The 13,755-nt window shown below is 72.4% G+C and carries 7 protein-coding genes, 1 tRNA gene and 2 pseudogenes; 1 reads left to right on the top strand and 9 read right to left on the bottom strand.

Going from position 1 to position 13,755, the window contains the following annotated elements:
- Nucleotides 1-5: 5 nt before the first annotated feature.
- The 6 genes and pseudogenes from ABD369_RS11460 to ABD369_RS11435 form a co-directional block, all read right to left on the bottom strand.
- On the bottom strand, nt 6-803 hold the full coding sequence (locus tag ABD369_RS11460) for a hypothetical protein (RefSeq protein ID WP_344636208.1): 798 nt from the start codon (nt 801-803) through the stop codon (nt 6-8).
- 478 nt (nt 804-1,281) lie between these two features.
- Nucleotides 1,282-1,728, bottom strand: coding sequence for a DUF4442 domain-containing protein (locus ABD369_RS11455; RefSeq protein ID WP_344636207.1), 447 nt, complete (start codon nt 1,726-1,728; stop codon nt 1,282-1,284).
- 218 nt (nt 1,729-1,946) lie between these two features.
- Nucleotides 1,947-2,022, bottom strand: a tRNA-His gene (locus tag ABD369_RS11450).
- A gap of 134 nt (nt 2,023-2,156) precedes the next feature.
- Nucleotides 2,157-2,759, bottom strand: coding sequence for an oligoribonuclease (gene orn / locus ABD369_RS11445; RefSeq protein WP_344636206.1), 603 nt, complete (start codon nt 2,757-2,759; stop codon nt 2,157-2,159).
- Nucleotides 2,760-3,663: 904 nt separating this feature from the next.
- Nucleotides 3,664-4,743 (bottom strand): annotated as a pseudogene (locus tag ABD369_RS11440) (helix-turn-helix domain-containing protein); the annotation flags it as partial.
- A gap of 1,742 nt (nt 4,744-6,485) precedes the next feature.
- Nucleotides 6,486-7,334: an HAD family hydrolase gene (locus ABD369_RS11435; protein ID WP_344636205.1), complete on the bottom strand. Its 849-nt coding sequence runs from the start codon at nt 7,332-7,334 to the stop codon at nt 6,486-6,488.
- A 1,041-nt stretch (nt 7,335-8,375) separates the two neighbouring features.
- Here ABD369_RS11435 and ABD369_RS11430 point away from each other — a divergent pair.
- Nucleotides 8,376-8,816: pseudogene (locus tag ABD369_RS11430) on the top strand (universal stress protein); the annotation flags it as partial.
- 313 nt (nt 8,817-9,129) lie between these two features.
- On the opposite strand, the gene ABD369_RS11425 reads toward ABD369_RS11430, so the two are convergent.
- The 3 genes from ABD369_RS11425 to ABD369_RS11415 all read right to left on the bottom strand — a co-directional run bounded on the left by ABD369_RS11425 (nt 9,130) and on the right by ABD369_RS11415 (nt 13,751).
- The gene (locus ABD369_RS11425; RefSeq protein ID WP_344636204.1) at nt 9,130-10,320 is read right to left on the bottom strand and encodes an acyl-CoA dehydrogenase family protein; all 1,191 of its coding nucleotides are present in this window, start codon (nt 10,318-10,320) and stop codon (nt 9,130-9,132) included.
- A 138-nt stretch (nt 10,321-10,458) separates the two neighbouring features.
- Nucleotides 10,459-11,481: a hydroxymethylglutaryl-CoA lyase gene (locus ABD369_RS11420; protein ID WP_344636203.1), complete on the bottom strand. Its 1,023-nt coding sequence runs from the start codon at nt 11,479-11,481 to the stop codon at nt 10,459-10,461.
- Nucleotides 11,478-13,751 carry an acetyl/propionyl/methylcrotonyl-CoA carboxylase subunit alpha gene (locus ABD369_RS11415; protein WP_344636202.1) on the bottom strand — a complete coding sequence of 758 codons (2,274 nt, stop codon included), beginning with the start codon at nt 13,749-13,751 and terminating at the stop codon, nt 11,478-11,480. The genes ABD369_RS11420 and ABD369_RS11415 overlap by 4 nt, the downstream gene beginning before the upstream one ends.
- Nucleotides 13,752-13,755: the final 4 nt, after the last annotated feature.

The raw sequence follows: 13,755 nt of genomic DNA, 5'->3' as shown, positions 1-13,755 counted from the left end.
CGTGCTCAGTGTCCGCGCGGCAGCCCCCGGTGCTTGTACATCGCGGCCCCGCTGAGCAGCATGCCGCCCGCGATCGGGACGAGTACGGCGGTGAGGTCGTCGTCCGGCTCGACGGGAGTGGCCGCGGTCAGGCTGAGCGGATCATCGGCGACCGGCTGCGCCGGATCCTGGAACCGCACCGGCACCATGCCCGTCCGGCGCCCCGTCGTGGCCGCACCCGGGACAGCGGCGCCACCGCCGGTAGCGGCGCCGCCGGGCGGTAGCGGCGGTGGTACGGCGGCCGGGTCCGTGGCGACGTCGGCGCCCGGCCGGGCCGCTGCGCCCGCGTTGGAGGGGGAGCGGTCCGCGCCCTCCTCCGGTCTCGACCGCGAGGGGCGCAGGGCGTCCCCGCGAGGCTGCGGCGGAGCGGCGGGCAGCAGTACGGCGGCGATCGCGAAGGCGTCGGGCACACCGGCCGCCTGGCCGGGGAGCGGCAGCCCGCCGGCCCTGATCCGGTCCTGGAGCACCTGCTCGACCGGTGCGGCCGGATGCCGCAGGGCCGGTGCGGTGGTGCCGGTCAGCCCGTCCAGCAGGGCGGGGACGTCGGCCCTGCCGACCAACGCGCTGTCGGGCTCGGCCGTCGCGGCGTACGCGCCGGTGGCACCCAGCCCCAGGCCCCACACCTGGGCCAGCGCCACGCCGCCTGCCGCGAGGACGTGAGGGCGGGGCAGCCGTCCACCCGCCCGCCGCGGGTTGCGGCCCGGGCCGTCGGAACGGACGGAGACGGCCTGCGGCTGCACCGGGATCGCGTGATTGGCTCGCACGTGAAGCGAGAACGAGCACCCGGGGCGTCAGGTCACGCGCGTCGGTGACTTTCCGTCATCGCGGTGGTCGGCGTCTCGGTTTGCCGGCGGTCCGGAGCCCTCGGCACCAGGCGGCGGCAGCGAACGAGAAGGCAGGTTTCGGACGAACTGACGCGGCTTCGGGCGGGCGGCGTACTTCTCGTTCCGATGCCTCGGAAAGGTCCGGCTTCCGAGAGGGCCGGGCTTGCGAGAGGGCCCGGCGACGCGGGCAGGGCCAGACTTCGGGGCACGGCCGGCGTCTTGGTCGGGGCCAGGCCCTGGGGGCGGGACGGGCGTCGCGGGCAGGGCCCGATGCCGAGGCGCGCCGGTGCGTCCTGGCGGCCCCGGCCCGCCGGGCGGGGGTCTCCCGCACGAGCACTCGTGCGCGAGGCCGTTGCTCCCCCACCCGGCGGCTCCCCGCCGGGAGTCCAGTAAGCGCCAGGAGCTCCGGAGTTGGAACTCAGGAGTTGGGGCGCAGGGTCCAGGTGATGGTCATCACGCCGGTGACGGCGCCGTCGGCGCGGGTGATCTCGACGGTGACCGGAAGCTCCGGGCGCTCGCCCTTGTCCAGCTCGGCGACGACGTCGGCGGCCGGCCGGCCGAGCGTCGCGGTGGCGGTGACCGGGCCCATCGCCAGCTTCTTGTACGAGACCTCGGCGTTCACGACCAGGGGCACGGCGCGCGACAGCTGGTCGCTGAAGGCCGCGAGGACGATGCAGCCGCTCGCCGATTCGGCCAGCGTGAACATCGCACCGGCGTGCGGGCCGCCGACGTGGTTGTGGAACTCCGGCTGGTCCGGCAGCCGGAGCACGGCCCGCTCGGGGCTGGTCTCCAGGTACTCGAGCTTCAGGGTGTGGGCCATCGGCACGGTGGAGTCGAGCAGCTGGCCGATCGAAGGTGTGGTCATGGCGATGATGTTACTAGTGGGTAGCTTTCTCGGGGAGGGGGACCGGAGATCTTTTCGAGCCAGCCCCGCCCTGGTGGGGGTCGGGTCAGGCCGGGCGGGACCGAGTCGGGTCGGCGCGGCTCGGATCGGCGCGGATCAGGCCGACCGGGGCGCGAAAACCCGCAACGCAGAAAAGCCTTGAGGGGCAGATCTCCAAGAGATCTGCCCCTCAAGGCCGTTGGGGTGAGCGACGGGACTCGAACCCGCGACCACCTGGACCACAACCAGGTGCTCTACCAACTGAGCTACGCCCACCATCTGTCCGGCGCTTTCCCGCTTCCGCGTTCCCGCTCCGACACAGAGAACTCTACAGGATCCGAAGGGATGCTCGCGCCAGGGTTGCCGCTCGGGTCGTCGCTCGGGTCGCGACGGCGGGCGCCCGGCCCGGGTCAGCCGGTCGGCAGCTGGTGCTTCGCGGCGATCGCGCGGGCGGCGTCGGTGTCCGGTCCGGGCTGCTCGACGAACACGGCCTCGCGGTAGTAGCGGAGTTCGGCGATGCTCTCGCGGATGTCCGCGAGCGCCCGGTGGCTGCCGCCCTTCTGCGGGCTGTTGTAGTAGGCGCGCGGGTACCAGCGGCGGGCCAGCTCCTTGATCGAGGAGACGTCCACGATCCGGTAGTGCAGGTGGCCTTCGAGCGTGGGCATGTCGCGGGCCAGGAAGCCCCGGTCGGTGGCGACCGAGTTGCCGCACAGCGGGGTCTTGCCGGCCTCCGGTGCGTACTGCCGGATGTAGGCGAGGACGCGCTCCTCGGCCTCGGCCAGCGTCATGCCGTGCTCCAGCTCGTCCAGCAGCCCGGACGAGGTGTGCATGGTGCGCACGATCTCGGGCATGCCGGCCAGGGCCTCGGCGGGCGGGCGGATGATGACGTCCACACCCTCGCCGAGGATGTTCAGCTCGGAGTCGGTCACCAGGGCGGCGACCTCGACCAGCGCGTCCCGGCCGAGGTCGAGCCCCGTCATTTCACAGTCGATCCATACCAAACGGTCATTCACGCACTCACCCTACGGCGCGGTCGCGCGAGCCGGACAGTTGACGGTCCGCCTCGGGAAGGCGTGCCGTGCCGCCGGTGTCGGCGCTCCCGTCGGCGGGGTCCTCCGCCCGGTCGGCCTCGTGGACCGCGTCGTCGACCTTGTGGTGTTCGACTCCGGGGCCGCCCGTACGGGCGCCGTCGGAATCGTCGTCCGCGAAGCCGCTGCCCGGATGGTCCCCGACACCGGGCCTGCCGGGCGCCGGAGCCCCGGACGCATGGGCGTGCGGAAGAGCGCTGCCATCGGCACGGTGCCGCTGGCCGAGGCCCCGAGCGGAGGGCCGGCCGTGGGCCTCGTCCGCCGCGGCCGCGTGCTCGACGGCTCGTTCCGGCGACCGATCGGCCAGACGGTCCGTCAGCTGGTCCGCCTGCCGCACCGGTCGCGCCGGCCGTTCCTGCCGCTCCGTCGGGCGGTCGCCGGGCCTGGACGTCCTGCCGAGGCCCGTGCCCGGCTGCGGCGGAACGCCCGGACGGAACCGTCCCCGACCGAGTGCGCCCGCGGTCGGGGAGCCTCCGGCCCCCGGCGCGCCCGGCGAGTGGTACGCGGGTGGCGCACCCGCCGCGGCGCCGGCCGGCGAAGTCCCGCCCGCCGGACCCACGCCCGCCTGGCTTCCGGCGACCGCCGTCCCGGTCGCCCCGGCCTGAGCGCCGAATCCGGCACCCGGAGCACCCCCGGCCGGTCCGGCGGCCCCAGGAGCTCCGGCGGGCATGCCCGCCGGAGCGGAGGCCGCACCGAGCGGACCGGTGGCACCGGCCAGACCCGACAGTCGCTCGGCCGGGTAGCCGCTCGCCGCCGGATGCCCCGGTGCGTGATGGCCGTGGCCCTGGGCGGGGTGCCCCTGCGGTGGCACGGTGGCGCCGCCCGAAGCGGGCCGCCGGGCGCGGTAGCTGGTCCGGTACGCGGCGGGCGAGACCCCCAGTTGGCGCCGGAAGTGGCCCCGGAGCGCGACCGGTGAGCGGAAGCCGCAGCGGCGTGCGACATCGTCCACGGACAGCTCGGAGGTCTCCAGCAGCCGCTGCGCCTGCAGCACCCGCTGAGTGATCAGCCACTGCAGCGGCGCACTGCCGGTCAGGGTGCGGAAGCGCCGGTCGAAGGTCCGGCGGCTCATGTAGGCGCGGGCGGCGAGCACCTCCACGTCGAACTGCTGGTTGAGGTTTTCGAGGGCCCAGGTCACGACCTCGGCGAGCGGGTCGTTGCCGATCTCTTCAGGTAATGACTGGTCGATGTACTGGGCCTGTCCTCCGCCGCTGCGTCGGCTCGGCACCACCAGTCGGCGGGCCAGCGCGTTGGCCGCCTCCGCGCCGTGGTCGGTCCGTACGACGTGCAGGCAGAGGTCGATCCCTGCCGCCGTGCCGGCCGAGGTGAGCACATCGCCGTCGTCGACGAAGAGTTCGCGCGGGTCGACGTGGACCCGGGGGTAGCGCTTGGCCAGCGTCGGCGCGTACATCCAGTGGGTGGTGGCCGGCCGGCCGTCCAGCAGACCCGCGGCTGCCAGGACGAACGCACCCGTGCACAGTCCGATGATCCGGGCGCCCTCGTGGTGCGCCTTGCGCAGGGCGGCGATGGCCTCGACCGGTGGCGGCTGGGAGATGGAGCGCCAGGCCGGTACGACGATCGTGCCGGCCCGGGCGAGCGCCTCCAGGCCGTACGGCGCGGTGAGGGTGAGGCCGCCGGTAGTGGCGAGCGGGCCGTCCTCGCCGGCGCAGACCAGCAGCCGGTACCGGGGCACTCCCGCGTCCTGACGGTCCACCCCGAAGACCGAGAGCGGGATGGAGCTCTCGAAGATGGGGGCGCCGCCGAAGATCAGCACGGCGACGGTCTCGCGCCGCCGACGTCCCGACAGTTTCCTTGGTGCGGAGGCCAGTACGGTCGAGGAGGAGCCCGCGGAACCGGCTGCGCCCACGGCGCCTGCCGAACCGGCGGCCGCTGCGGCAGCCGTGGCGACCATCGATGCCGTCGACGCCGCGCCGGTGGCGGTCGCGATGCCGACGGTCGGGCCGTGCTGGCCGCCGGCATGACCGGCGAGCTGGACCGGGAAGTGGCCGGCGCCGGATCCCGGAACCAGTGGCGCGCCGCCCTCCGACGCCAGGTCGGCCAGCGGACCTGTGGTCGAGTACTGGGGTGCGGTGGTGGCCGGGTAACCTGCCTGTCCCGCAGACGGGTTGGCGGAGGTCGTGATGCCCGGGCGGGATGCGAGCGGGCCGTGCGGGCCGTAGTAGGGCTTCGCGGACTGGGCGACGTTGGTGGAACGGGGGACGGCGGTGGGCAGGCCGGCCTGCGGTAGCCGAGGCAGTCTGGTCGCCGGAGTCGGCATCGGCGGCTGCGCGGGTACGCCCCCTCCGGCGGCCCGGCTCGTGCGACCGGTCGGCGACTGGCCGCCGTCAGGACCCGCGTCGCTCCTGCTCACCCTGCTCAAGGCGCTCCAGCCCCCTCGGTGGTGTGGTGTGGTGGTGCCGTGGTGCCGCACTGTTCGCCAAGATCGAATCTACTGGGTGGACCGTTGCGTTGTGACAAGTTCACCATCCGACGCTATGTCGACATGGCAATTTGGCGTGATGCATTCGATCACGAAGCGTGGCATCCCGCGACCCCTCTGGGAAGGGGGCAGGAGGAACGGTGGCTTGTTGTTGCACGACCCGCCACTCGGGATCAGGGCGGGCTGTGCAGCGCGGAACGGTCTGGACTGCGGCTTTGCCCAAGGGGTAGCGGGTGGGCTGAGATTGACTGAAAACAGACGGTTCAAGAAGGGGGCGCGCGCCCTCTCAACGTGCGCTGCTGCGAGCCCGTTGCGCGGCCCACTTCCCTGCCATCAAGCGCCTGAACGGGCCATCATGACATGTGGTCAGGGTCGCCTCGTGGGACTCGCCGCAGGGCCTCGACGCAGGCTCGAACAGGCCAACGACGACACGGTGGACTCCTGACTCGTGGCGGTGCCGACGTACGGCTCAGGTCGCCGCCGCCGTCCGGGGGGTGCCGGCCGTGCGGTGGTGTGTGGCGAGGTGCGGTGGTGCATGGCGCTCTGGATAGTTGCGGCTCGGTCGCGACGGTACTGGTGACCCGCGAAGCCGATGTGCCGGCGGGGCCACCGAGTCGATGCGACGCCGGGGCCGCCCGATCGACGTGGCGCACGCTCCCGGATCTCTGACGCTGGGTGGGACAGCCGGCTGCCCGGATGGACAAAGGTGACGGGCGGTCGCTTCACAGCGGTCGACGGGCCCGCCGCGCTGTGATCTCGCGAGCCCCGGCGACCCGCCCGGGTAAGGGCGTGCGCTCCGCCACCATGTTCGGTGAACCCGCTGTATTACCGACTCGGAAGTACCGCCGTAGCGCCCTGCCGCCGTGCCCCCGATTGGGTTTGGCCTCGTGGGCGATGACGCGCTGGCGGGGTCTTCGGTGGCCTGTGTGAGCGCGGTGCGCGGCTGTGAGCGCGATGGGCGGCGCCCTGGCGGCCCTGGCCGCCTTTGGAGGGCTCCAGGGGGGCCCGCAAGCCCCAGGGGGCCGCGGAGGCCCTTGGCGGGGCCGTGTCACCCTCCATCGAGCCCCGGTGGGCTGGTGGGGCAGCCCGCCCGAGGTCGGCACCGCCGCCGTACCTCACCGATGCGGTGTGCTCCGTCCGACCGGAGTCCGGCACGGTCGACGCACCGCTCGCCGGTCCGCCCGGTCCAGCCCGCCTCGGCCGACCGTGCTGCCTCAGCCGGTCGTGCCGTCGGCCGGTTCGGCCAGCCGGGAGAACGTGGCGTACCGGCGCGCCGACGAACCGTCGCCGCTGAGCGAGAGCCGTTCCCCGGCAACTGCTGCCCGTGGTGACAGACTTGAGGCTGGCGTGGCGAACTTCCTCCGGCCGACCGGTCGTTGGCGGGGCTTGGGGGAGGGGGCGTTGCTCGCGCTCAGGACCAGGCCGACGGCCTCCGGCAGGCCCCCCGCGCTGAGGGTGGGACGGTAGCCGCCCTCGGCCCAGGGGCGGCCGTGGTGCAGCCAGACGCTGCGCAGCCCGGTTACTTCCGCACCCGCGATGTCGGCGGGTCCGTAGTCGCCGACCATCCAGGTGCGGGAGGTCCAGCCGTGGGTCGGCGGGACGCCGCAGCGATTGGCGGCGATCTCGAAGATCTTCGGGTCCGGCTTCACGCACCGGGCCTCCTCGGAGATCACCCAGCCGTCCACCAGCGGGCCGAGCCCGGTGCGGTGGATCTTCTCCAACTGCGGCCGGGTGTTGCCGTTGCTGACGATGCCGAGCGTCCAGCCCGCCGCTCTGGCGGACTTCAGGGCCTCGATGTGCGAGGCGGGGCAGTGGATGTGGGAGTTGATGCCTCGGCGGTAGTGCGCGAGGAGGAAGTCGAGGGAGTGGTCGAGTCCGTAGCGGCGCTTGGCTGCGCCCAGGACGGTGCTGCGCGGCACGTAGCCGCCACCGTCAATGGTGGCGAACCAGCTCAGGTCGCCGGTGGGTAGCCGGTGTTCGTCGAGGAAGTCCTGGGCCCAGGCCATGAACGCGGCATCCCTGGGCAGCAGCGTGTTGTCGAGGTCGAACAGGAGCAGGGGCATGCGCTGCATGCTGCCAGTGCTCCGGGGTATGCATCAGGCACTTGCCAGAGGTAGTCCCGAACCGAACGTAATTGGCTGGAATCGGAGCGTCATGGGCCAATGGGACAGCTGGGATGTATGCGGTGGTACGGGCGCCCGGGTGCCAACTGCCCCGGGAGCCATTGGCGGAGCGAAGGTGCTCGATGACAGTCGGGTCACGTTGTGTGGTGGTCCTGTTGCGTCGACGCGTCTCCTCGGCGAAGCTCCAGGGAACCTCTTTCTCGGCAGGCGCGAGATTGCCGATCGGGGGCGCGAAATGCCCGGTGCACGCATCGCCCGTTAGCGGGATCGTCGCCGTTTCAACGCTCTGCTGCTGGGCCGGGCCTCACACCCGTCGTACTCTGAAAGGAACAGGTCACAATCGGTGCTGCTCTGCGGAGACCGAATAGGTGTCATGGGCGGGCCTGTTGCCTCGATAACCACGTCGTTTCCTGTTGGCCAACCCTTCTCGAAGAGCCTTGAGCCATGGCCGGTTTTGAGTCCTCCAGATCTCCTGACGCAGATCTTGCCGCGCGGCCGGTGGACGCGGTTCCGAACGTCCCCGCGCCCACTGGGCCAAGGCCCCCTGAATCGAGTGGGGTCACCGCCTCAGGCCAGTCCGCTGCGCCCGGGTCTTCCGGTGTGCCCGCGGCTTCCGTTGCGCGTGGACAGTCCGCCGGCCAGGAGGGCCCTGCTGGCCGTGGGGCGCAGACGGGACATGCCGAGACTGCTGGGCACGGCTCGTCGGCTGGGCCCGCCGAGCCCGACGAGTCCGCCGAGCGCGCTGGGGCGCGTGAGTCCATCGCACGGCCCGGACCGGGCAACTGGCGGCCCGGGGCGGCCTTCGTCAGCGATGTCGTCCGCAGAGGCTGGCCGAAGCCCCGGCAGCGCAGGGGTGAGCACAGGGGAGAACAGATGGGAGACGCCATGACGGATGGCGCCGGGGCGCCCGTCGGCCGGCCGCGTGGATCTCGCGGAGCGGGTAGCGCCGACGGGGAGGACGGCCCGATCCCGCAGGAGCAGCCCGTCCGCTCCTGCGACCCGGCCTTCCAGCACGGTGTCGTGGTGGGTTTCGACGGCTCGCTCTCCAGCGAGCGCGCGTTGGCGTATGCGGTCGGGATGGCACGCCGCTCGCAGTGCGGGCTGGTGATCGTCCACGTCGCCAACCGCCTGCCGGCCACGGTCTGGGCCGGCTGTGAGCCCCCTGTCTTCGTGGACCTCCCCGACCACCGCACGGAGGTCCTCGGCCTGGAACTGGCCTGCGCCGACTTCCTCGCCGGGGTGCCCTGGATCCTGGTCGAGCGCGGCGGTGACATCTGCCACGAGATCGAGGAGGTCGGCCGGGAGTACGCCGCGGACGCGATCGTGGTCGGCAGCACCCACGGCCTGCTCGGCAAGCTCTTCGGTTCGGTCTCCGGCCGCCTGGCCAGGCGGGCCAACCGGCCTGTGATCGTGATTCCCTGACGAAGGGTCGGCCTTGCTCTCCGGCAGCCCCCAAATCGCGGGCTACCGGAGAGCCTGGAGGCGCAGGATGTAATGCCCAGGGGCGCAGTACCTCCGGATCCGGATGCGGCAGATCGGGACCCGATGCCCCCGGGTGCGGCGCCCCGAGCCTGGTGTCCTGAGCGAGCTCGGCGTCCTGGAGCGGGCCGGGCCCGGTGTCCTGGAGCGCAGTGCCTTGGGACGTGGCGCAGCGCCTTGGGACGTGGCGCAGCGCCTCAGGACGTGGCACGGCTCCTCAGTGCGTGCGCCGCACCCCGGGACGTGACGAAGTGTCTCAGGGCGTGACGCCCAACTCCCTTGCGATCAGCATCCGCTGAACCTCGGAGGTGCCCTCGCCGATCTCAAGGATCTTGCAGTCGCGCCAGAACCGTGCGACCGGGAACTCGTTCATGAAGCCGTACCCGCCGTGGATCTGCGTGGCCTCCCGTGCGTTGTCGACGGCGGCTTCGGAGGAGTAGAGCTTGGCGATCGCCGCCTCCTTCTTGAAGGGCTCGGAGTGCAGCAGCCGGGAGGCGGCGTCCCGCCAGGCGAGGCGGGAGGTGTGTGCGCGCATCTCCATGTCGGCGAGCTTGAACTGGATGGCCTGGTTGGCGCCGATCGGTCGGCCGAAGGCCCGGCGGGTACCGGCGTAGAGGACTGACTGGTCGACGCAGCCCTGGGCCAGGCCGGTGGCCAGGGCTGCGATGGCGATACGGCCCTCGTCGAGGATCCGCAGGAACTGGGCGTAGCCGCGGCCGCGCGCGCCCAGCAGGTTGGCTGCGGGGACTCGGCATTCGGTGAAGGACAGTTCGCGGGTGTCGGAGGCGTTCCACCCGACCTTGGAGTACTTCTTCGAGACGGTGAACCCCGGGGTTCCGGTGGGGACGATGATGGAGGAGATCTCGCGTCGTGGCGAGAGATCCGAGCCATCTTCACTCGAACGGGTGATCGGTTCGGTCAGTGCGGTCACGGTGACCAGGCCGGTGATCTCCGTGCCGGAGTTGGTGATGAAGCACTTCGTACCGTTGATCACCCATTCGTCGGTGGCCTCGTCGAAACGAGCGGTGGTCCGCGTGGCGCCCGCGTCCGAGCCGCCCTCGGGCTCGGTCAGCCCGAAGGCGCCGAGCATCTCGCCCGAGGTCAGCCGGGGCAGCCAGGTGCGCTTCTGCTCCTCCGTCCCGAAACGGTAGATCGGCATCGCGCCCAGCGAGACCGCGGCCTCCAGGGTGATGGCGACCGACGAGTCCACCCGGGCCAGTTCCTCCAGCGCGAGGCAGAGCGCGAAGTAGTCACCGCCCATGCCCCCGTACTCCTCGGGGAACGGCAGGCCGAACAGGCCCATCCGCCCCATCTCCCGGACGATCTCGTACGGGAACTCGCCCTGCTCGTAGTACTCCCCGATCTTCGGGGCGACCACGTCCTGCGCGAACTCGGCGACAGTGCGCCGCAATTCCTCGTACTCGTGGTCCAGACGGTGGTCGAGCATGGTGATCCTCCTGGGTCGCGGCTCGGAAGGCCGACGGTGTCGACTGTGTGGCGGCCGCAGCGGCCGGTGGTTCATGGGCGGAGCCCCGGGGGATCCGGAGCCCGGGAGGGGCCGGTGGCCCGGGACGGACCGGAACGGTCAGGCCGGTCGGTGGTACAGGGCCTGGACGGCACGGGACGGGCTCGGACGGCCGAGCTGCCGCGCCATCCAGGCGCTGGCCGCGACCAGGGCGCGCAGATCGACTCCGGTCTCGATGCCGAGCCCGTGCAGCATCCAGACCAGGTCCTCGGTGGCGAGGTTGCCGGTCGCGCTCTTGGCGTAGGGGCAGCCCCCGAGACCGCCGGCGGAGGCGTCCACGACGGTGACCCCGCTGCGCAGCGCGGCCAGGGTGTTGGCCAGCGCCTGGCCGTACGTGTCGTGGAAGTGGACGGCGATCCGCTCGACGGGCACCCCGGCCCGCGCGAAGCCGGCGAGCAGTTCGGTGACCTGACCGGGGGTGGCCACGCCGATGGTGTCGCCGAGGCTCAGCTCGGTGCAGCCGAGATCGAGCAGGCGCAGACCGAAGTCGATCACCTGCGACTGCGGGACCGGTCCCTCCCACGGGTCGCCGAAGCACATCGAGAGGTAGCCCCGGGTCGGGACGCCCGCCTCGGCGGCCCGGCCGATGACCGGCCGGAACATCTCCAGGGCTTCGTCGGCCGACCGGTTGAGGTTGCGCCGCGCGAAGGTCTCGGTGGCGCTGGCGAAGACCGCGATGTCGGTGGCGTGGTGGGCGAGGGCGCGGTCGAGGCCGCGCTCGTTCGGCACCAGGACCGGCAGCCGCAGGCCCGGGTGGCGCTCCGCGAGTCCGGTCAGCCTGGGCATCAGTTCCTCGGCGTCGGCCAGCTGCGGTACCCACTTGGGGTGGACGAAGCTGGTCGCCTCGACGGTCCGCAGCCCTGCGGCGGCGAGTCGCTCGATGAACTCGGCCTTGACCTCGACCGGCACGAGCGACTTCTCGTTCTGCAGCCCGTCGCGCGGACCGACCTCGTGGATGCGCACCTCGGCGGGCAGCGAAGGGTCCTTCACGGCTTGCGGCAGGCCGAGGTCGATGGTGTCGGGCTCTCGGGCCTCGGACGGCGTCGCAGCCGCGGTCGCGGCCGGAATCGGGGCGGAGGTCATGGTGTCACCTCGGTGGAGTCCTCGTCGGAAGGCGCGACCACGGCCAGCAACTCCTCCATGGCGACCGTGGTTCCGGCGGTGGCGCGCAGCTCGCTGACCGTGCCGTCGTGCGGTGCGGCGATCACGTGTTCCATCTTCATGGCCTCCAGGACCAGCAGCGGCTGGCCGCGCCGGACCTGTTCACCGACGGTGACCTTGACCACCGTCACGGTGCCCGGCATCGGTGCGGTGAGCGCGCCGTGGTGGGCGGCGGCCGCCGAGGTCCGGTCGGCGACCGGGTCGTAGGGGTGGAGCGGCCAGGCGTCGCCGTCGATGCCCAGCCAGGTGACCGGGCCGGCAACGTTGCCGGGGCCGGTGTCAGTGGCGTGTGTGAAGGTGCTCTGCAAGCCGTCCACGGTGAGGTGCAGCCGGTTGTTGGTCCTGGCCGCGCGGGCGCGCCTGGTCGGGCCCTCACCGAGGCGGACGTACAGGTCGGAGGTGGTGTCCGGGGATTTGTCAGTGGTGTCCGATACGTTGCGGTCGGCCACTGGGCGGACGAGAACGGAGACGGGCTCGTGCCCCGGGAGCCGGAGCCGGTGCGTGGTCCAGGCGGGCTCGCCACCCAGGCGCCAGCCGGAGGGGACGGAGAACGGGTCGGTCCAGCCGTCGGAGGCGACGGCGGGCACCAGGTCCAGATGCCGGCTGAGGGCGGCGGCGTAGTAGAGCGTCTCGACGGGGGAGGCGCCGACGGGGGCGGCGGAAGCGCCGCCCGTGGCGGAAGGGGGCGCACCAGCGGAACTGTCGATGTGTGCCGTCTCCGACGGTCCGCCGACGGCCGGGTGGGCGGCGTACGGGGAGGCGAGCAGTTCGGGGTGCTGCTCTGCGGTCCGTTCGACCAGGCCGGTGTCGAGCCTTCCGGCTGCGACATCGGGGTGGCCGAGCAGCCGCCGCAGGTAGCCCGTGTTGGTGGTCACTCCGAGGATCCGGGTCTCGGCGAGCGCGGCGCGGAGGCGGCGCAGCGCGGTCGGGCGGTCGGGGCCGTAGGCGATGACCTTGGCCAGCATGGGGTCGTACCGGCTGCCGACCTCGGTGCCGGGGCCGATGCCGGAGTCGACGCGGATACCGGGGCCGTGCGGCTCGTCCAGCAGCAGGATCCGCCCACCGGTGGGCAGGAAGTCGCGGTCTGGGTCCTCGGCGCAGATGCGGGCCTCGATCGCGTGGCCCAGGAAGGAGATGTCGTTCTGGTCGAAGGTCAGGGATTCGCCCGCGGCGACGCGGAGTTGCCACTCCACCAGGTCGAGTCGCTCGGGCTGTCCGGCGTCGGCGCCGATGGCGATGGCCAGTTCGGTGACGGGGTGTTCCACCTGGAGACGGGTGTTCATCTCCATGAAGAAGAAGTCGAGGACGCCGTCGGGGGCCGGCCCGTCGGGGTCCACGCCCGGCACGATGAATTCCACGGTGCCGGCGCCGGTGTAGCCGCAGGCCTCGGCGGCCCGGACGGCGGCCGCTCCCATGGCCGCCCGGGTTTCCGGGTTCAGCAGAACGGAGGGTGCCTCTTCGATCAGTTTCTGGTGGCGGCGCTGCAGACTGCACTCGCGCTCACCGAGGTGAATGGTTCGGCCGTGGGTGTCGGCCAGGACCTGTACCTCGATGTGCCTCGGCCGGTCCACCCAGCGTTCGAGTAGCAGGGTGTCGTCGCCGAAGGCGGTCCGGGCGACCCGTCGGGCGGCGGCCAGTTCGGCGGGCAGGTCGTCCGGGTCGCGGACCAGGCGCATGCCCTTTCCGCCTCCGCCGGCCGAGGGCTTGAGCAGTACCGGGTAGCCGATCTCCGCTGCGGCTGCGGTGAGTTCGGCGTCGGTCGGGTTGCCGCCCTGGCTGCCGGGGACGACGGGCACCCCGGCGGCGCGGACGGCCTCCTTGGCGTTGATCTTGTCGCCCATCAGCTCCACCGCGGTGGGCGGCGGGCCGACGAAGACCAGACTGGCCTCGGCGCAGGCTCGGGCGAAGGCCGGGTTCTCGGCCAGGAAGCCGTACCCGGGGTGGACGGCCTGGGCGCCGGCGCGGCGGGCGGCGGCCAGGATCTGGTCGGTCCGCAGGTAGGTCTCGATGGCCGAACTGTCGCTGTGCCCGGCCGGCCCGAGCCGGACGGCGACATCGGCCTCGCGGACGTGCGGCGCGTCGGCGTCGGCGTCGCTGAAGACGGCGACCGAGCGGACACCGAGCTTCCGGAGGGTACGGATCACCCGTACCGCGATCTCGCCTCGGTTGGCAACCAGAACTGTGTCGAACATGGGA

Source organism: Kitasatospora cystarginea, from assembly GCF_039533515.1.
Classification (GTDB): Bacteria; Actinomycetota; Actinomycetes; order Streptomycetales; family Streptomycetaceae; genus Kitasatospora; species Kitasatospora cystarginea.
This window is presented reverse-complemented; position numbering and strand designations above follow the sequence as displayed.

What these genes read in the sequence shown, in the direction of transcription:
- ABD369_RS11455 (WP_344636207.1), bottom strand. Translation starts at nt 1,728, where the DNA reads ATGACCACACCTTCGATCGGCCAGCTGCTCGACTCCACCGTGCCGATG.
- ABD369_RS11435 (WP_344636205.1), bottom strand. Translation starts at nt 7,334, where the DNA reads ATGCCCCTGCTCCTGTTCGACCTCGACAACACGCTGCTGCCCAGGGAT.
- ABD369_RS11425 (WP_344636204.1), bottom strand. Translation starts at nt 10,320, where the DNA reads ATGCTCGACCACCGTCTGGACCACGAGTACGAGGAATTGCGGCGCACT.
- ABD369_RS11420 (WP_344636203.1), bottom strand. Translation starts at nt 11,481, where the DNA reads ATGACCTCCGCCCCGATTCCGGCCGCGACCGCGGCTGCGACGCCGTCC.
- ABD369_RS11415 (WP_344636202.1), bottom strand. Translation starts at nt 13,751, where the DNA reads ATGTTCGACACAGTTCTGGTTGCCAACCGAGGCGAGATCGCGGTACGG.